The organism is Streptomyces sp. CWNU-52B, from assembly GCF_047444975.1.
Taxonomy (GTDB): Bacteria; Actinomycetota; Actinomycetes; order Streptomycetales; family Streptomycetaceae; genus Streptomyces.
The window spans coordinates 23,758-42,873 of the sequence record NZ_JBLFJV010000065.1 but is presented as its reverse complement, the minus strand read 5'-3'; the positions used below and the strand labels follow the sequence as shown (position 1 = coordinate 42,873).

The following is a 19,116-nucleotide window of genomic DNA, read 5'->3' as shown; positions in this document are numbered from 1 at the left end:
TTCCTGACACCACCCACCCTCCCGCCACAACACCCCCCACACCCGATGCCGAAGGTCCACGACAACAGGACTGAACGTCCCCACCCACAAGGACCGTTGGACCACCACCCAGGTATCTCAGTCCCGAGTGCCGGGCAGTATCAGCCGGGACGTCTCCCCCGGCCGCACCGAGAGTGTGCGGTCCGGCAGCCGGACGTCGATGGGCAGTCCGTCGGACGCGGGCACCGTGATGTCCAGGCTTCCGCTTTCCATGCGCAGCCGTACGCCCCAGTGCCCCTGGTAGCGCAGGGTGAAGCCGTAGGAGGACAGCTCCGGCAGGGGCACCGGGTCGAGCCGCAGGGCGCCCTGACGGGTCTCCAGGCCGGTGAGTCCGCGCTGGACGAGGTCGAGGGTGCCTGCCATCGCGCCCAGATGGATCCCCTCCCCCGTGGTGCCGCCCTGCAGGTCGGCGATGTCACCCCGCAGGGCCTCCTGGCAGTACCTCCAGGCTTCGGCGCGCCGGGCCCTGGCCAGCACCCAGCCGTGCACCAGGCCGCTGAGGGTCGAGCCGTGACTCGTACGGCTCAGGTAGTGGTCGACGGTGCGCTGCCAGGTGGCGTCGTCGAGACGGTGGCCCAGGCGGCCGAAGAGCTCCCGGAGTTCGGAGGGTGAGAAGAGGTAGCCGAGCATCAGCACGTCGGCCTGCTTCGACGCCTGGTAGCGGTTGACGGAGTCGCCCTCCGCCTCCAGGATCCGGTCCAGCCGGCGGATGTCGCCGTACCGCTTGCGGTAACCGTCCCAGTCGAGTTCGTCGAGAGCCCCGTAGCCCTCGAACTGGCTGATGACGTCGTCGTGGAAGGGGACGTGGAGGGTGCGGGACACGTCCTCCCACAGTTCGAGTTCGCCGCCGTCCAGGGCCGTCCGCTCGACGAGTTCCCGCCGGCGCGGTTCGGGGAGGATCCGCAGGACTTCGAGGGCACGGGTGAGGACCCAGGCTGCCGTGACGTTCGTGTACGCGTTGTCGTCGAGACCCGGCTTCTCGGCGTCCGGGTACGCGTCGTGGTACTCGTCGGGCCCGACCACACCACGGATGCGGTGCCGCCCCAGACTCTCGTCGTACGTGGCCGAGTCCGCCCAGAAGCGGGCGATCTGCAGCAGCATCTCGGCACCCTTGGTGTACAGGAACTCGCTGTCCCCGCTCGCCTCGCAGTACTGCCACACGTTGTACGCCACGGCCGATCCGACGTGGTGCTGGAGCCGGGAGTGATCGGGCAGCCAGCGCCCCGAGCGGGGGTTGAGGTGCAGTTCCTGGGTCTCCTCGCGGCCGTCGCTGCCGCTCTGCCAGGGGTAGAGCGCGCCCGTGCGGCCGGCCGCACGGGCGGCGCGACAGGCCGCTTCGAGCCGCCGGTGCCGGTAGCGGAGCAACGCCCGGGACACCTCGGGGAAGTGCAGGTTGAGATAGGGCAGGACGAACAGCTCGTCCCAGAAGACGTGCCCCCGGTAGGCCTCACCGTGCAGTCCCCTGGCCGGCACGCCCACGTCGAGGTCGGCGGTGTGCGGGGAGAGCGTCTGCAGCACATGGAAGAGGTGCAGCCGCAGGATGCCGCCCGCCTCGCCCGGCACGTCCAGTTCGGCGCGGCGCCAGAGCTGGTCCCAGGCCGTGATGTGCGTCTCCAGCAGGTCGTCGAAGCCCGGCGCGCCGTCGACCCGGTCGACGGCGGCCCGCAGCGGGTCGCTGATCGCGGGATCACGTGAGGTGTGCAGGGCGACGGTCTTGTCGACGGTCACCGTGCGGCCGGGAGACAGGTGCAGGAGGGTGCGCTGGGTGGCGCTCAGGGGGGTGTGCCGGATCGACACGGGCGCGTCCGCGGTGAGGCGGGACGCCATGCCGATACGGATGTCCGACGTACGGGTGCGGCAGCGCAGCCAGACCGTGTCCTGGCCGGCGGTGTCCGTCTGCACGTGGGTCAGATGGCGGCCGTCCAGGTCCTGGTACCGGGCCACGCCCGCGTTGGTGACGGCGCCGTCGAGCGCCGCCTCCACGTCGAGGTCGCCGGAGAAGTTCTCCGCCGTGAACTCGCTGCGCAGGGCGGCCAGATGAGGGTCGGCCATGTGCGCCAGACGCAGCTGCCGCACGAGGAGGACGCGGCCTTCGCCGTCGGCGTACCGCGTGCGGCGTTCCAGCAGCCCGGACGAGAGGTGCAGGGTCTGCCCGTGGCCGAGCACGGTCGCGGTGTCCGGAGTGAACCACGCGCCGGGGCCCTTCTCGCCCCGCAGGCGGAAGCGGAGCGGCAGCCAGTTCGGCAGGTTCACCATGTCCTCGTTCTCGACCCGGTGCCCCGCCACGTCGGACGTGAGCCGGTTGTAGCACCCGGCCGCGTACGTGCCCGGGTAGTGCACGTCGTCCGCCGCGCACTCCGCCAGCACCCCGCGGGTGGCGAGATAGCCGTTGCCCAGCGTGCACAGCGACTCCCTGAGCCGCTCCTCCGCGGGGTCGTAGCCCTCGTACGTCCAGGTCCCGTCCGTCACTTCGCCGCTCCCGCCTCGATCAGCTCGCCGAGGTCCCGTACGACGAGGTGGGCGCCGTGCTTCAGAAGTGCCGCCCGGGTGCCGGGGCCGGCTGTCCGGTCCACTCCGACGACCAGGGCGAAGCCTCCCCGGCGGCCGGCCTCCACCCCGGCCAGGGCGTCCTCGACCACGGCGGCGCGGCCTGCGGGGACACCGAGTCGGCGGGTCGCCTCCAGGAACAGGGCGGGGTGCGGCTTGCCCGGCAGGTCCAGCCGGGCCGCCTCCGCGCCGTCGACCAACGTGTCGAAGAGGTCGATCACTCCGGCCCGGGTGAGGAGTTCACCCGCGTGACGGGACGCGGACGCGGCGGCCAGCGGTGTCCCCCTGCGGCGCAGCGCGCGCAGCAGGCGTACCGTCCCGGGGTAGGCGTCGATGCCGTGTGCACGGAGCCTGCCGGTGTACAGCCTCTCCTTGTCGGCGGCCACCTCCCGTACCGTCTCGGCGGGCAGGTCGAGACCGCGTGAGACGAGGAAGGCCGCCGCGCCGTCGAGACGGGACCTGCCGTCCACGTACCGCAGGTAGTCGTCCCGTTCGTCGAACGGTCGCCGCCCGCGGGGGTCCTCGGGCGGATGGGCGCGCAGGAAGGCGTCGAAGGCGCTCTTCCAGGCGGCGGCGTGCACCCGGGCCGAGTCGGTGATCACCCCGTCGGTGTCGAGGACGACGGCCCCGATCTCCCGCAGCACGGGAGCGACGCGGTCACCGAAGGCCCCGGGCCGGGCCGGCGACGGGTTCACGGCCGTCCCGGCGCGCGGCCGGTGCCGACCGCCGTCCCGGTCCGCGGGGCGGCTGCCCCGGCGCACTCCTCCCGCGCGCCGCGCCGGCGGGTGCCGGTACGGGTACGGGTACGGGCGAATCCGTTGCTGCCCGGCCGGACGGTCATGCGTGCTCCCGTGTGACGAGGGGTGAGGGCTGAGAACGCCAGGGCCTCTTCCGCTGCTTCCACGGTCACGCCTGTTGGGGCACTATCGCCACCGGACAGTCCGCGTGGTGCAGCAGCGTGTGTCCCACCCGGCCGAGCTGCAGGCCGAAGTGGCCGTGCCTGCGCCGGGCCCCGACGACCACGAGGTCCGCCGCCGCCGAGCGCCGCAGCAGCACCTTGCGGGCCGACCCCTCGGCCGTGGTCCTGTGCACCCGCACCTCCGGGTGGTCCGCGACCCCTTCGTGGACGACCGCGTCCAGCAGCGCCGAGGCCCGTTCCTCGTGGTACCTCTCGGCTTCGCCCGCCATGCTCGGATGGTCGGTGGTCTCGTACGCGGGACAGCGCCAGGCACGTACGACGTCCAGCGTGCACCCGCGCACCGCCGCCTCGCGGAACGCGAACCGGGCCGCCTCACCGCTGTCCGCCGGGTCCCCCGCGCCGAGCAGGACGCGCTCGTGCGTCGACTCGAGCGCGGCCTTGTCCCCGCGAATCACGATCACCGGGCAGTGGGCACGGGCCGCCACCGCCAGACCGACCGAGCCCAGCATCAGCTCCGTGACCCTGCCACGGCCGCGTGAGCCGGTGACGAGCACGGAGGCGTTGCGGGCGGCGTGCAGCAGCGCGGCCACCGCGTCCTCCTGCACGATCTCCGTCGAGATCCGCACGGACGGATCGACGCGCCGGGCACGCGCCGCCGCGGATTCGACGACGCTCTCGGCGAGCGCCTCCCGCGACGGGTGTCCGCGGCCGCTGTCCGGTTCGGCACCTTCGTAACGCTCCCACAGGCATGCGTGCACCAGGCGGAGCGGCAGGCCGCGGCGGGCTGCCTCGCCCACCGCCCAGTCCGTCGCCCGGAGGCTGGACTCCGATCCGTCGACTCCCACCACCAGGGGCAGCTGCATCATGGCCACCGCCTTCCGTACGTGTCGGAACACGTGTCGGGTCGCCCCGCCGCGTGCGGGGAACCGACTTCACCGTGGCACCGGTGTCCGCCGGACGGGAGGGGCGGTTCGGCCCTTGTCGGGGACCTTCGGCAGCGTCCCGGGAGTCCGGTGCCTGCGGAGGTGCCGGTGGAGGTGCCGGTGGAGGTGCCGGTGGCCCAGCAGCCGCTCGTACAGGGAGTCCGCCGTCGCGGCCACGATGAGCAGCACGGCCACGGCCGCGACCAGCAGCACGGCGAACAACTGGTAGAAGTCCGGCGTGAGTGTCGTACGCACGGCTGTCACCTCCTGGTACGTCACATCTCGGGTATCGCCTTCACCTTCATCCAACTCCGTTTCCGCAAAGCACACGTGAGCCGATGGGCACACTCCCCGGGCCGGACGGCCCTGCCGGACGGGGCCGACCTCCGCGCCGTACGGCTCTCGCGGTGCGGCGCCCGCTGCGCTCGGCTGGAAGGCGGCAGTCTCACACAGGGAGGAACCGTCATGTCCAAGACATCACAGGGGACGACCGGGACCGCCGGCCCGCGGGACCAGGCACAGGCACAGGCACAGGCACAGGCACAGGCACAGGCACAGGCAACCGTGCACGCTCTGGACGTCGTCCATGTCAACGGCGACGCCTACGAGACCGAGGTCCGCGGCCACCATCTGCTGGTCGACCAGCCCACGGACGCGGGTGGCACGGACACCGCGCCCACGCCCGTCGAACTGTTCGCCGCGTCCCTCGCCACCTGCGTCGCGTTCTACGTCGGCCGCTATCTCACCCGTCACGGCCTGCACCGCGCCGGTCTGCGGGTCAGGGCCGAGTTCACCATGGCCGAGGACCGTCCGGCCCGCGTCGCCTCCGTCCGTCTCCGCGTCACGGCGCCGCCCGGACTGTCCCGGCAACGCCGTACCGCCCTGCTCGCCGTCGCCTCCCACTGCACCGTCCACAACACGCTCCGTCAGCCACCCGGGATCGACATCGAGCTCGCCCCATGAACGCCTCCCGCACGCCGGGCGAGGACCCCATGGACCGCGTCCGTCCGGACGAGCCCACGCGCCGTCGCCCGGTGACACGTTTCCTGCCGTCCAAGCCCGAACCGGCTCTTCTGGCCGTCACGTCCGCCGCTCTGGCGGCCGGTGGCGTCTGCCGGCTGACCGGTGCCGCCGGCCTCGCCGATCTGTGCTGGGGCCTGGGCACGGTCGTGGCCGTCGCACCCGCCGTGCTCTGGGTGCTGACGGCGCTGCGCCGCGGCCACGCGGGCGTGGACCTGATCGCCGTCCTGGCGCTCGTCGGCACCCTGGCCGTGGGCGAGTACCTGGCCGGCTCCCTGATCGCGCTGATGCTCGCCACCGGTCGCACCCTGGAGACCGCGGCCCAGCGGCGGGCCTCCCACGACCTGCGCGCACTGCTGGAGCGGGTGCCCCGTACCGCTCGCCGTCGTACCGGGTCCGAGGTGGCCGCGGTGCCACTGGCCGAGATCGCCGTCGGCGACCTGCTGGTCGTCGGCCCCGGCGAGGTCGTCCCCGTCGACGGCCAGGTGGCCGGTACCCCGGCCCTGCTCGACGAGTCGGCGCTCACCGGGGAGTCACGGACGGTGGAGCGCGGGCCGGAGCAGACCGTCCGCAGCGGCGTGGTCAACGCGGGCGGCGCCTTCGAACTACGAGCCTCGGCCACCGAGCAGGACAGCACGTACGCGGGGATCGTGCGGCTGGCCCGGCAGGCCGGAGCACAGGCGGCTCCCGTCGTCCGGCTGGCCGACCGCTACGCGGCCTGGTTCCTGCCCCTGTCCGTGGCGGCGGCCGCGCTGGCCTGGCTGATCAATGGTTCCGCGGTGCGGGCGGTGGCGGTCCTGGTGGTCGCCACACCGTGTCCGCTCCTCCTGGCAGCGCCGGTGGCGGTCGTCTCCGGGCTGTCGCGGGCCTCCCGGCTCGGAGTGGTGATCCGGGACGGCGGCGCGCTGGAGAACCTGGGCCGGGCGCGGACCCTGCTGCTCGACAAGACCGGCACGCTCACCAGCGGCCGGCCACGGGTCCTGGACGTGACCGCCGCACCGGACCGGAGCCCGGCGGAGGTCCTGCGCCTGGCCGCCTCGCTCGACCAGTACTCCCCGCACGTACTGGGCCGGGCCCTCGTCCGCGCCGCCCGGACGCGCGGGCTGCGGCTCACCGTGCCGGTCGACGTCTCGGAGACCGCCGGCAGGGGAGCCTCCGGAGTCGTCGCCGGCCACCGGACGACCGTCGGCCGCCTCGACTCCGGCGCGGACAGGCCCGACTGGGCACGCTCGGTCGACCACCGCGCGCTCCTGGACGGGGCGGCGGTGGCCTGGCTCACCGTGGACGGCCGGGCCGTCGGTGCCGTCCTCCTGCACGATCCGCTGCGCCGCGACGCACCCCGAACGGTGCGGCGCCTGCGCGCGGCGGGCATCCGCCGTCTGGTGATGCTCACCGGCGACCGGCCGGAGCCGGCCCGGGAGATCGCCTCCGTGCTCGGCCTCGACGACGTGCACTCCGGACTCACACCGGCCGGCAAGGTCGCCGCCGTGCGCGCCGAACGCGAGCACGCGGTCACCGTCATGGTCGGCGACGGTGTCAACGACGCCCCGGCGCTCGCCGCCGCGGACGTCGGCGTGGCCATGGGGGCACACGGCTCCACCGCCTCCTGCGAGGCCGCGGACATCGTTCTCACCACGGACCGGGTGGACCGGCTGGCCGACGCCGTCTCCATCGCCGTACGCGCCCGGCGCACGGCCGTACAGAGCGCGCTCGGCGGAATGCTGCTGTCCCTGGCCGCCATGGCCGCGGCGGCCCTCGGTCTACTGCCTCCCGCCGTCGGAGCTCTGCTCCAGGAGGGCATCGACGTCGCGGTGATCCTCAACGCGCTGCGCGCCCTGCGGGCCGACCGGTCCACCCGGCCGGTCCTGGAACCCGCCACGGAGGCCCTCATCCAGCACTTCGCGGCCGAGCACGACGACCTTCAGGACGTCCTCGAAGCCGTACGCGATGCCGCGGACCGGCTGTCGGACGGCCCCGGGCCCGAAGCCCTCGCCGCGCTGTCCGCGGCACACCGGCTGCTCACCGAACGGCTGTTGCCGCACGAGTACGCCGAGGAACACCAGCTCTATCCGGCGCTGGCCCCCGCCCTGGGCGGTCCCGAGGCGACGGCCACCATGAGCCGCGCCCACGCGGAGATCGAGCGGCTGGCCCGACGCGTCGCCACCCACCTGGCACTCGCCGTCGCCGACGGACACCTGGCACCGCAGCAACTCGACGACCTGCGCGCCTGCCTCTACGGGCTGCACACCGTGCTGCGGCTGCACTTCACCCAGGAGGAGGAGAACTACTTCACCCTCGCCCCCTGACCGGCCCCCTGACCGCGGGCCACTTCCCCGGCGCGACCCGCACCGCCTGCCGAACGTCCTCACTGGCACACAGCACACGGATGCGCGGCCGGAAGACGGTCCGGCCGCGCAGACGGGGTGCGGCTCAGCGCGCTGTGACGCTCAGACGTGCCGCACCGGGATGGTCCTGGTGCCTGCCTTCGTCTCGGGCACCGGGACGGTGATGGTCAGGACTCCGTCCTTGTACTCCGCCGCCGCCTCGTCGCCCTGCGCCCCGGCCGGCAGCCGGACCGCGCGGGTGAACGTGCCGTAGCGGAACTCGGTGTGATGCTTCTCCGTCGTCTCCTCACTGCGCTCGGCACGCAGGGTCAGCACACCCCCCGTGACCGTGATCTCGACGTCCTTGGCGGGGTCGATGCCCGGAAGCTCGGCCCGCAGCGTGTACGCCCCGTCCGTCAGGCGTTCCTCGATCCGGATCCCGTGCGTCCCCGGAACCGTGTGTCCCGCGGGGAAGCCCGTTTCCATCCAGCCGAACAGGTCGGGCAGAGTGGGCCAGCCCGGCAGCCGCTCGATCATGCCGCTCATGTCTCCCTCCTCCTTCTTCGACACTCCCAGCGTCGCCCGGAAGCCGCCGCACCCGCGTGGGCCGACCGGCCCCGTACGGGCCCTGGTGGCCCCTGTCGGTCCTGCCGGACGACCGTCCTGCACCGCCGGACACCGGGAACGCCCCCGGACCGACCTGCGCAAGTGGCCCCTGGGGCACGGGAGACGGGCCGCCCGGCACGGGAGCCGGGGCAGCCGTGCCGCCCTGCCGCCCTGCCGCCGTCGAGCATCACGAGGTGCTTGCTCCTGTCCCCGCTCTCCGCACGGGCCGAGCCACGGTCATGGACCGGCGGTACGTCGGCCTGCGGAAACAGCCCGGTGAGCCGCCGACGGGCCGTGCGGCCCCGTGGTACAGGCCACTCGGCTCGACCCGGCTCCCCGTTCAGCCCCTGGGAGCCACCGCGTCCTCGCCGGACGCTGGTCTGTGAGCCAGGAAGGACGGGCCGTGATGACCGGCATCCCGGAAACCTCGACACACCCGCCGTCGCCGCGCGGCGCCGTCCCACGGACACGGCGGGGCGCGACACGACGATCGCCACGCGACGCCTCGGCCCGGCAGCCGGCCTGCCGGACGGACTCCGCGCGCGACCGGCGGGCGCCACCCGCGAACTCCGGCTCAGAACCCGGGCGCCGCACGGCTCCCGGCCGGCGAAGGAGGCAGCAATGGTTCCGATCGTCCTGCTCGGTGCGCTGGTGCTGGGCGCCTGCCTGGTCTTCGGCTACAGCTCGTTCGTCGTCGGCTTCGTCCTGATGGCGGGCGGTCTCCTCGGACTCTTCACGTTCCTGGCCACGGTCGGCGCGAAGCTGCCCGGCGAGCGCGAGACCGTCATCGACGAGCGCCACTACATCGGCCGGCACCACGACCACCGCGACTTCCGTTCCTGATCCACGACGCGTCCGAAGGACCACATGCCATGAGCACGCGCGCACTACGTCCCGGCAGCCGACCCGGCTGACCGTCCGGCGATCTCAGCCCCGCCGGTCACCCACCGGCGCACACCACACCAAGGTGGTTCCGTCGCCGTCGGGGCTGCCCAGCCGCAGTTCACCGCCCGACTGCTCGGCCCGTTCCGCCATGTTGCGCAGGCCGCTGCGGCGGCCCTCGGGCGGGATGCCCACACCGTTGTCCGAGACCGTCAGGCGGACCTCACGGCCGTCGGTCTCCAGGACCACCGCGACCCGGGTGGCCCTGGCGTGCCGCGCCACGTTGGTCAGCGCCTCGGAGAGCACGGCCACCACGTGGTCGGCGGTCTCCTTCGGGACCTCGGTGTCCACGAGGCCCTCCATCCGCAGGCTGGGCGCGAAGCCCAGCACCGTCGCCGCCTCGCCGGCCACGCGCACCGCACGGGCCCGCAGGCCCGGGGCCGTGCCGCCCTCACGGGATCGCAGACCGAAGATGGTCGACCTGATGATCTTGATGGTCTCGTCCAGGTCGTCCACCGCCCGCGACACGCGTTCCGAGGCCTCGGAGTGCTCGATGAAACGGCCGGCGCTCTGCAGGGTCATCCCGGTGGCGAACAGCCGCTGGATCGCCAGGTCGTGGAGGTCGCGGGCGATCCGGTCACGGTCCTGGAGCACCGCGATCTCCTCGGCGTCCTCCCGGCGCTCCGCGAGCTCCATCGCGACCGCGGCCTGTGCGGCGAAACCCCGCAGCGCCTCGGTCTCCTTCTCGGTGAACTCCGTCCGGCCCGACTCACGCACCAGCAGGACGATCCCCCGTACGCCCTCGCCCGACCCGATGGGCACGGCCACCGCCGGCCCCAGGCCGGTGAACCGCGGCGGTCCCGACCCAGCCCGTTCCTCGGCGGAGATGTCATGGCTGGCGACCGAGGTGGCCTGCGAGAACGCCCGGCCGATCAGGCCGTCGTCCACCGGCAGGACGAGCCCGCGGTGCGCCTGGGCCCCCTCGCCGATGGCCAGTTCCACCGTGAGCGCGTCGGTGTTCTCCATGGGCAGGGCGACCACGGCCAGAGCCGCCGAGGTGATCTCCCTCGCCCGTTCGGCGATCAGGCCGAGCACCTCACCGCGGTCGCTGCCGGACATCAGCCGGTGGGTGATCTCCGCGCTCGCCTGCAGCCAGCGTTCCCGCAGCCTCGACTCCTCGTACAGACGGGCGTTGTCGATCGCCACTCCGGCCGCCACGGCCAGCGTCGCCAGGACCGACTCGTCCTCCTCGTCGAAGTACGCCCCACCGCGCTTCTCGGTGAGGTAGAGATTGCCGAAGACCTGGTCCCGCACCCGGATCGGCACACCGACGAAGGTGTCCATCGGCGGGTGATGGGGCGGGAATCCGTACGAGGCCGGGTGCGCGGAGAGCTTCACCAGGCGCAGTGGCTCGGGGTGGCGGATGAGTTCGCCCAGAATGCCGTGCCCCTCCGGATAGTGGCCGATCTCGGCGATCTGCTCGTCGCTGATCCCGATCGTGTGGAAGGCCGACAGCCGCTTGCCGTCCGGCCCGATCACACCGAGGGCGGCGTACTCCGCGTCCACCAGCACGGCCGCGGCCTCCACGATGCTGTACAGCGCCTGTTCCAGGTCCAGTTCCCGGCCGACGGAGAGCACCGCCTCCAGCAGGCTGTGCACCCGGTCGCGCGTACCGCGGGCGGCGTCCAGCCTGGCCTGCAGCTCCGTCAGCAGCTCGTCCAGCTTCAGCTGCGGCAGCCGTACCCGGGCCTGGACCTGGGCCTGACGGGGCTCCTCGGGGCTTCCCACCGGTGTTCCTCCAGGTCCCCTCGACACACGGACAGCCGACCGTTGCGGTCGTGTGCCACGGTATCGGTCCGGCTCGGGGGAAGGATACGGATCTAGCCCGGCTGGAGGTCCCGGAGCGGGCCCGGTGCCCGTCAGTCCTGGGGCAGTCGGGACGCGACGTACTCGGTGAGGTCGAGGAGCCGGTTGGTGTAGCCCCATTCGTTGTCGTACCAGCCGAAGACCTTGACCAGTTCACCGTGCGCCTGGGTCAGCGGGGCGTCCAGGACGCACGAAGCCGGGTCGCCGACGACGTCACGGGAGACGATCGGGGCGTCGGAGACCCGCAGGATGCCCTTCAGGGGTCCGTCCGCCGCCTCCCGGAACGCCGCGTTGATCTCGTCCACCGACGCGGACCGCTCCAGGACCACGCTCAGGTCGGTCAGGGAGCCGTCCTCGACCGGGACGCGTACGGCGATACCGTCGAGGGTGCCCGCCAGTTCCGGCAGCACGAGGCCCACGGCGCGGGCGGCTCCGGTGCTGGTGGGGATGATGTTCACGGCGGCGCTGCGGCCCCGGCGCAGGTCCTTGTGCGGGCCGTCCAGGACGACCTGGTCGTTGGTGTAGCCGTGGATGGTGGTCATCAGGCCCTTGACGATGCCGAAGTGGTCGTCGAGCACCTTCACCATGGGGGCCACGCAGTTGGTGGTGCACGAGGCGTTGGAGACGACGTGGTCCCGCTGCGGGTTGTACGTGTTCTCGTTGACGCCCATGACGATCGTGCCGTCGACTCCCTTGCCTGGCACGGACAGCAGCACCTTGCGCGCGCCCGCCTTCAGGTGCAGACCGGCGTCCTCACGGGTGCGGAAACGCCCGGTCGACTCGATGACCACGTCCACGCCGAGGTCGCCCCAGGCCAGCGCGGCGGGGTCCCGTTCGGCGGTCACGGCGACGCGGTGCCCGTCCACCGTCAGCGAGGTGTCGTCGTGCTCGACGGCGCGGCGCAGCCGGCCGTACGTCGAGTCGAACTCCAGCAGATGCGCCAGTGCCGCCGGCGAGGTGATGTCGTTGACCGCCACGACCTCCACCGGCGTGCCGGTTCCGCTCTCCGCGCGCTCCAGTACGCAGCGCAGATAGTTGCGTCCGATACGGCCGAAGCCGTTGATGCCCACCCGTACGCTCATGTCCGTCGTCCTTCCGGTCCGTCCCGTGTCCGACTGGCTGTCCGACTGCTTTCCTGCGGTGCCAGCGTGCGGGCGGTGGACCGGATGGGGCTTGGGCCCTACGGGGGCGAGCCGGGGGACGTTCGGCCCTGTGGCCCGCCCCGTCGACTCCTGTGCGGACGCTCGGACTTCAGCGTCCTTCGTTCCTGAGCCGGTCCTGGGCCTGGGTGGCGATGACGGCGGCCTGGATGCGCCGTTCCACACCGAGCTTGGCGAGCAGGCGCGAGATGTGGTTCTTCACCGTCTTCTCGGCGAGGAAGAGCCGCTGGCCGATCTGGCGGTTGGTCAGCCCTTCGCCGATCAGGGCCAGGATCTCGCGTTCCCGCTCGGTCAGACCGGGCAGTCCGTCCGGCTCCTCCTTCGGCTGGTCCCCCGCGCGAAGGCGGGCCATCAGCCGGGCGGTGGCGCTCGGGTCGAGCAGGGACTGGCCCGCGGCGACCGTACGGACGGCCGACACCAGGTCCGAGCCCTGGATCTGCTTCAGGACGTAGCCGGAGGCCCCGGCCATGATCGAGTCGAGCAGGGCCTCCTCGTCGTCGAACGAGGTCAGCATCAGACAGGCGAGATCCGGCATGCGTGAGCGCAGCTCCCGGCAGACGCTCACGCCGTCCCCGTCGGGCAGCCGGACGTCGAGGACCGCCACATGGGGCCGCAGGGCGGGCACGCGTACCAGCGCCTGCTCGACCGTGGCGGCCTCGCCGACCACGCTGATGTCCGCCTCGTCGTTCAGCAGGTCGCGCACTCCGCGCCGTACCACCTCGTGGTCGTCCAGCAGGAAGACCCGGATCGGGCTGTCGGTGCCGGGCCGTTCACTGTCCGCCATCGGATGCTCCCTCGTGTGCGTCGGACCTGTGCCGGATCCGCGTCGGATCCGCGCCGGACAGCGAGGTCCGCGTCCGCGTGTACCCGGCGCGTGTACCGGCTTCGTCTTGTTCCCAGTGTTCCCCGTGTTCCTGGATCCTTCCCGCTCCGGGGCCGAACGGCCAGGGCCGGTCGGCCCTGATTCCCGGGCACGCCGGTCACCCGGGCCGGCCGCGGGGGCCGACCGGCCCGCCTGAAGGGACGTCCAGTACCTGCTCCGCCGCGGACGGCGGTCCGACTCTGGAGGAACACAAGCCCGCAGAGCCGCGGTACCGAGCCGAGGAGCACAGTGTCATGGTCCGTTACGTGTACGACTTCACCGAGGGCGGTCGTGACATGGCCGACCTGCTCGGTGGCAAGGGAGCCAACCTGGCCGAGATGACCGGCCTCGGCCTTCCGGTACCACCGGGATTCGTCGTCACCACCGAGGCCTGCCGGGCCTTCCTGGCCACCGGGGCCGAACCCGACGGCATGTCCCGGGAGATCTCCCGTCATCTGGCGGCCGTCGAGACCGCCGCCGGGCGGACCCTGGGACAGCCGGACGACCCGCTGCTGCTGTCCGTACGCTCCGGCGCCCGATTCTCCATGCCCGGCATGATGGAGACGGTCCTCGACATCGGCCTCAACGACTCCTCCGTGCTGGGCCTGGCCAAGTCCGCCGGGAGCGAGCGCTTCGCCTGGGACTCCTACCGCCGTCTTGTCCAGATGTTCGGCAGCACGGTCATGGGCGTCGACGCCGAACTCTTCGAGCGGGCCATGGCGATGCTCAAGGAGCGGCGCGGGGCCCCGGACGATCTGCACCTGGACGCGAGCGACCTCGCCGAACTCGTGGAGACGTACAAGAACGTGATCCACGTCGTGACGGGCGACGACTTCCCGCAGTCGCCCGCCGAGCAACTGCACCGGGCGGTGCTCGCGGTCTTCCGCTCGTGGACCGGTGAGCGGGCCCGCCTGTACCGGCGGCGCGAACACATCCCCGACGACCTCGGCACCGCCGTCACCGTGCAGCGCATGGTGTTCGGCAACCACGGCCCCGACTCCGGCAGCGGGGTCGCCTTCACCCGCGACCCGGCCACCGGACGCCGCGGTCTGTACGGCGACTACCTGTCCAACGCCCAGGGCGAGGACGTCGTCGCCGGCATCCGCAACACCGTGCCCCTGACCGAGCTGGAGCGGCTGGACGCCACCTCGTACCGGGAGTTGTGCGACCATCTGCGGACTCTGGAGAACCACTACCGGGACCTGTGCGACATCGAGTTCACCATCGAGCGCGGGAAGCTGTGGATGCTGCAGACCCGGGTGGGCAAGCGCACCGCCGAGGCCGCTTTCGCGATCGCCGCCGAACTGGTCGACGAAGGGCTCATCACCCCGGACGAGGCGCTGTCGCGGGTCAGCGGCGACGGGCTCGCCCGGCTGATGTTCCCGCGCTTCGACACCTCCGCGACCGGGGATCCGCTCGCCCACGGCCTGCCCGCCTCGCCGGGCGCGGCGGTGGGCGCGGCGGTCTTCGACTCCGCCGAGGCCGTACGGCGTGCGGCGGCCGGCGAGAAGGTCGTCCTGGTCCGCCAGGAGACCACCCCGGACGATCTGCCCGGCATGGTCGCCGCCCAGGCCGTGCTGACCAGCCGCGGCGGCAAGACGAGCCACGCGGCGGTCGTCGCCCGCGGCATGGGCAAGGTCTGCGTCTGCGGCGCCGAGGAACTCACCGTGGACACGGACGCGCGGCGCTTCACCACGCGTGAGGGCACCGTCGTCGAGGAGGGCACGGTCGTCTCCGTGGACGGCTCCGCGGGTGCCGTGTACCCGGGCGCGGCCCCGCTGGTCGACTCCGCGGTCATGCGGTACCTGGAGACCGGTCTGCGCGGTGAGCGGTCGGCCGACGTCGTCGACGCGGTCGCACGAGTCCTGCGACAGGCGGACGGGACACGGACGTTGGGGGTCCGGGCCAACGCCGACACCCCCGAGGACGCCGCCCGCGCCCGCGGGTTCGGCGCGCAGGGCATCGGCCTGTGCCGCACCGAGCACATGTTCCTCGGGGAGCGCCGCAAGCTGGTCGAGCGGATGATCCTCGCGGACGGCGACGCCGCCCGCGAACGGGCGCTGGACGCGCTGCTCCCCCTGCAACGGCAGGACTTCGTCGGCATCCTGGAGGCGATGGACGGCCTGCCGGTCACCATCCGCCTTCTCGACCCGCCGCTGCACGAGTTCCTGCCCGACCGCACCGAACTCGCCGTGCGGATCGCCACCGCCGAGGGACACGGCGACCTGCCGGATCCGCACGACACCGAGTTGCTCGACGCCGTGAACCGCATGCACGAGGAGAACCCGATGCTCGGCCTGCGCGGTGTGCGCCTGGGCCTGGTGGTGCCGGGCCTGGTCGCCATGCAGGTACGGGCCATCGCCGAGGCGGTCGTGGCACGCACCCGGGCCGGGGGCTCGCCGGAGGCGGAGATCATGGTGCCGCTGGTGGGCGCGGTCGAGGAGCTGCGCATCGAGCGCGAGGAGGTGGAGCGCGTCCTGGCTGAGGTCTCGGCGGAGTCCGGCGTCCCCGTGACCTGTCCGGTCGGCACCATGGTCGAGCTGCCCCGGGCCGCGCTCACGGCCGGCCGGATCGCCGAGCAGGCGGAGTTCTTCTCCTTCGGCACGAACGACCTCACCCAGACGACCTGGGGTTTCTCCCGCGACGACGTCGAGGCGGCGTTCTTCTCCGCCTACCTCGACAAGGGCGTCTTCGCCGCCTCCCCCTTCGAGACGATCGACCGCGAGGGCGTGGGACGGCTGATCCGCATCGCCGTCGCCGAGGGCCGCGCGGCCCGGCCCGGTCTGACGATCGGTGTCTGCGGTGAGCACGGTGGCGATCCCGCGTCCGTCCACTTCTTCCACGCGGCGGGGCTGGACTACGTCTCCTGCTCGCCGTTCCGGGTCCCGGTGGCCCGCCTGGAGGCCGGACGCGCCGCCCTGTCGGAGACCTCGGTCACGACCGCGGCGAGCGACAGCAGGTGAGGCGCCCCGGGCCGGGTGACCCGGCCCGGCGGTCCGCCGCGGGGCCGGTCCACCCGGCCCGCCCCGTCGGGGCCGGTCGGGCCCCGACAGGGACCATCGGCACAAGCGACGCGGCGCGCCCCGGACGAGAGTGGGACCTGAGCGGCACCGACCCCCGCGGTGCCGCTCCACCCGGACCCGCCGGCCAACGCGGCGGCACACGACAGCGGAGGTGTACGCCATGACCCGACACGGCGCCGCAACCACGGCCGCGGTGACCACGGCCGAAGGACCCGCCCCGGCACCGTCCGACATCGCCGTCGCCGTGGACCGGCTGGTGACGGCCGGTCTCAAGGCGCTCGCCGACTACGACGCCCTGACGCAGGAACAGGTCGACCACATCGTCAAGAAGGCGTCCGTCGCGGCCCTGGACCAGCACACCGCGCTGGCGCGCCTGGCGGTGGAGGAGACCGGGCGCGGGATCTTCGAGGACAAGGCCGCCAAGAACATGTTCGCGTGCGAGCACGTGACGCACAGCATGGGCGACATGAAGACCGTCGGCGTCATCGCCCGCGACGACATCGAGGACATGGTCGAGATCGCGGAACCGGTGGGTGTGGTGTGCGCGATCACGCCCGTCACCAACCCGACCTCGACCACGGTCTTCAAGGCGCTGATGGCGCTGAAGACCCGCAATCCCGTCGTGTTCGCGTTCCACCCCTCGGCCCAGCGATGCAGCACGCGGGCTGCCCGGATCGTACGGGACGCCGCCGTGGCCGCGGGGGCGCCGGAACACTGTGTCCAGTGGATCGAGAGCCCGTCGATCGAGGCGACCGACACCCTGATGCGCCACCCGGGCGTCTCCCTGATCCTCGCCACCGGCGGCAACGCCATGGTGAAGGCCGCCTACTCGGCCGGCAAGCCGGCCCTGGGCGTGGGCGCGGGCAACGTCCCGGCGTACGTGCACAAGAGCGCACCGCTGCGCCGGGCCGTCAACGACCTGGTGCTGTCCAAGTCGTTCGACAACGGCATGATCTGCGCCTCCGAACAGGCCGTCATCCTGGACGCGGAGATCTACGACGAGGCCCTGGCCGAGTTCCGGATCCTGCACGCCCACCGGGCGACCGCCGAGGAGAAGGCGAAACTGGAGACCTTCCTCTTCCCCGTCGGCAGGGCAGCGGGAACGGGCGGTGAGCCCAAGGTCAACCCCGCGGCGGTCGGGCAGAGCGCGGCTTGGATCGCCGAGCGGGCCGGGTTCACCGTGCCCGCCCACACCTCGCTCATCCTCGTCGAGGCCGAACGGGTCGGCCCCGAGGAGCCGTTGACCCGCGAGAAGCTCTGCCCCGTCCTGGCCGTGCTGCGTGCCGGGTCCGAGCGGCAGGGTTTCGACCTGGCAGCCGACATGGTCGCCTTCCACGGGCAGGGCCACAGCGCCGTCATCCACACCGGGGACCCCGCCCTCGCCGAAGCGTACGGCCGGCGCATGAAGACCGTGCGGATCATCGTCAACGCACCGTCCTCGCAGGGCGCGATCGGCGGCATCTACAACCACCTGCTGCCGTCGCTGACCCTGGGCTGCGGCTCCTGGGGCAGCACGTCGGTGTCCAACAACGTCTCCGCCGTGCAGCTGCTCAACATCAAGCGCGTCGGCACCCGCCGCAACAACCTGCAGTGGTTCAAGGTCCCGCCGAAGATCTACTTCGAGCCGCAGTCCATCCGCTACCTGACCGCCATGCCGGACATCCACCGCGTCACGATCGTCACCGACGCCACCATGACCCGCCTCGGCTTCGTCGACCGCGTGACCCGCGTCCTGCAACGACGGCACGACGCGGTCACCCTCCAGATCATCGACAACGTCGAGCCGGAGCCGAGCATCGACTCCGTCCGGCACGGCGCCCGTCTGATGGACGACTTCCGCCCCGACACGATCATCGCGCTGGGCGGCGGCTCCCCCATGGACGCGGCCAAGGTGATGTGGCTGCTCTACGAGCAGCACGCCCGCGGACAGGACATCGACTTCAGCGACATGCGGCAGAAGTTCTCCGACATCCGCAAACGCGCCTTCCGCTTCCCCGTGCTCGGCGCACGCGCCCGCCTGGTGTGCGTGCCCACCACCTCCGGCACCGGCGCCGAGGTCACCCCGTTCGCAGTCATCTCCGACCCGGCCACCGGCAAGAAGTACCCCTTGGCCGACTACGCGCTGACTCCCAGCGTGGCCATCGTCGACCCGTCGCTGACCAAGGAACTGCCTCCGGCGCTGGCCGCCGACAGCGGCTTCGACGCCCTGACCCACGCCATCGAGTCGTACGTCTCCGTGTACGCCAACGACTTCACCGACGGACTGGCGCTCCACGCGATCCGGCTGATCTTCGACAACATCGAGGCGGCGGTCGCCGACCGCACGGGCCGGCCCGACGCGCGGGAGAAGATGCACAACGCCGGCACCATCGCCGGAATGGCCTTCGGCAACGCCTTCCTCGGCATCGTGCACGCCATGTCCCACACCCTCGGCGCCACCTTCCACGTCGCGCACGGCCGCACCAACGCGGTCCTGCTGCCGCACGTCATCCGCTACAACGGCACCGTTCCGACGAAGCTCACCGGCTGGCCCAAGTACGAGCACTACCGCGCCCCCGAACGCTTCCAGGACATCGCCCGCACCCTCGGCCTGCCGGCGGCCACCCCGCAGGAAGGGGTGGAGTCGCTCGCCACAGCCGTGGAACACCTGCGCGACGCGGTGGCCATCGAGCCGTCGTTCCAACGCCTCGGCGTCGACGAGCACGCCTTCCTCGACGCGCTGCCGCAACAGGCGCTCAACGCCTACGAGGACCAGTGCGCGCCGGCCAACCCCCGCATGCCCATGCTGGACGACATGCAGGAGATCATGCGCACGGCCTACTACGGCCACGCACCCGCTCCTGACGTGCAGGGCCGCCCGGACGCGAACGAGGGCCGAACGGCCCTGGCATGAGAGACACCACCATCGTTCCAATGGCCTGACGGCACACACGCCGTATACAACG

The 19,116-nt window shown here is 72.4% G+C and carries 14 protein-coding genes; 5 read left to right on the top strand and 9 right to left on the bottom strand.

Features of this window, described 5'->3' with window-relative positions; all coding sequences use genetic code 11:
* Positions 1 to 117: 117 nt before the first annotated feature.
* The 5 genes from ACLVWQ_RS39565 to ACLVWQ_RS39545 all read right to left on the bottom strand — a co-directional run bounded on the left by ACLVWQ_RS39565 (position 118) and on the right by ACLVWQ_RS39545 (position 4,683).
* Positions 118 to 2,508 (bottom strand): glycoside hydrolase family 65 protein, encoded by a 2,391-nt coding sequence (locus ACLVWQ_RS39565; protein WP_414114167.1) that lies wholly within the window; start codon positions 2,506 to 2,508, stop codon positions 118 to 120.
* A complete protein-coding gene (locus ACLVWQ_RS39560) occupies positions 2,505 to 3,281 on the bottom strand; it encodes an HAD family hydrolase (protein WP_414114166.1) in 777 nt (258 codons plus the stop codon). Before ACLVWQ_RS39560 ends, ACLVWQ_RS39565 begins: the two co-directional genes overlap by 4 nt.
* Positions 3,278 to 3,427, bottom strand: coding sequence for a hypothetical protein (locus ACLVWQ_RS39555; RefSeq protein ID WP_414114165.1), 150 nt, complete (start codon positions 3,425 to 3,427; stop codon positions 3,278 to 3,280). The genes ACLVWQ_RS39560 and ACLVWQ_RS39555 overlap by 4 nt, the downstream gene beginning before the upstream one ends.
* A 65-nt stretch (positions 3,428 to 3,492) precedes the next feature.
* Positions 3,493 to 4,368: a universal stress protein gene (locus tag ACLVWQ_RS39550; protein ID WP_414114168.1), complete on the bottom strand. Its 876-nt coding sequence runs from the start codon at positions 4,366 to 4,368 to the stop codon at positions 3,493 to 3,495.
* A 69-nt stretch (positions 4,369 to 4,437) separates the two neighbouring features.
* Entirely contained in the window at positions 4,438 to 4,683 is a 246-nt protein-coding gene (locus ACLVWQ_RS39545; protein WP_414114164.1) for a hypothetical protein, read from the bottom strand.
* 210 nt (positions 4,684 to 4,893) lie between these two features.
* Here ACLVWQ_RS39545 and ACLVWQ_RS39540 point away from each other — a divergent pair, with 210 nt between their 5' ends.
* On the top strand, positions 4,894 to 5,391 hold the full coding sequence (locus tag ACLVWQ_RS39540; protein WP_414114163.1) for an OsmC family protein: 498 nt from the start codon (positions 4,894 to 4,896) through the stop codon (positions 5,389 to 5,391).
* Positions 5,388 to 7,754, top strand: coding sequence for a heavy metal translocating P-type ATPase (locus ACLVWQ_RS39535; protein WP_414114162.1), 2,367 nt, complete (start codon positions 5,388 to 5,390; stop codon positions 7,752 to 7,754). The genes ACLVWQ_RS39540 and ACLVWQ_RS39535 overlap by 4 nt, the downstream gene beginning before the upstream one ends.
* Before the next feature lie 141 nt (positions 7,755 to 7,895).
* On the opposite strand, the gene ACLVWQ_RS39530 is transcribed toward ACLVWQ_RS39535, so the two are convergent.
* On the bottom strand, positions 7,896 to 8,318 hold the full coding sequence (locus tag ACLVWQ_RS39530; protein ID WP_414114161.1) for an Hsp20/alpha crystallin family protein: 423 nt from the start codon (positions 8,316 to 8,318) through the stop codon (positions 7,896 to 7,898).
* Positions 8,319 to 8,999: 681 nt separating this feature from the next.
* Here ACLVWQ_RS39530 and ACLVWQ_RS39525 point away from each other — a divergent pair.
* Positions 9,000 to 9,221: a hypothetical protein gene (locus ACLVWQ_RS39525; RefSeq protein WP_414114160.1), complete on the top strand. Its 222-nt coding sequence runs from the start codon at positions 9,000 to 9,002 to the stop codon at positions 9,219 to 9,221.
* 84 nt (positions 9,222 to 9,305) lie between these two features.
* On the opposite strand, the gene ACLVWQ_RS39520 is transcribed toward ACLVWQ_RS39525, so the two are convergent.
* The 3 genes from ACLVWQ_RS39520 to ACLVWQ_RS39510 all read right to left on the bottom strand — a co-directional run bounded on the left by ACLVWQ_RS39520 (position 9,306) and on the right by ACLVWQ_RS39510 (position 13,070).
* On the bottom strand, positions 9,306 to 11,048 hold the full coding sequence (locus tag ACLVWQ_RS39520) for a GAF domain-containing protein (RefSeq protein WP_414114159.1): 1,743 nt from the start codon (positions 11,046 to 11,048) through the stop codon (positions 9,306 to 9,308).
* A gap of 131 nt (positions 11,049 to 11,179) precedes the next feature.
* On the bottom strand, positions 11,180 to 12,208 hold the full coding sequence (gene gap / locus ACLVWQ_RS39515) for a type I glyceraldehyde-3-phosphate dehydrogenase (protein WP_414114158.1): 1,029 nt from the start codon (positions 12,206 to 12,208) through the stop codon (positions 11,180 to 11,182).
* Positions 12,209 to 12,377: 169 nt separating this feature from the next.
* Positions 12,378 to 13,070: a response regulator gene (locus ACLVWQ_RS39510; RefSeq protein ID WP_414114157.1), complete on the bottom strand. Its 693-nt coding sequence runs from the start codon at positions 13,068 to 13,070 to the stop codon at positions 12,378 to 12,380.
* A gap of 332 nt (positions 13,071 to 13,402) precedes the next feature.
* Between ACLVWQ_RS39510 and ppdK the strand changes: the two genes are divergently transcribed.
* Both ppdK and adhE read left to right on the top strand, forming a co-directional pair.
* A complete protein-coding gene (gene ppdK, locus ACLVWQ_RS39505) occupies positions 13,403 to 16,111 on the top strand; it encodes a pyruvate, phosphate dikinase (RefSeq protein WP_414114156.1) in 2,709 nt (902 codons plus the stop codon).
* A 220-nt stretch (positions 16,112 to 16,331) separates the two neighbouring features.
* Entirely contained in the window at positions 16,332 to 19,064 is a 2,733-nt protein-coding gene (gene adhE, locus ACLVWQ_RS39500; protein WP_414114155.1) for a bifunctional acetaldehyde-CoA/alcohol dehydrogenase, read from the top strand.
* Positions 19,065 to 19,116: the final 52 nt, after the last annotated feature.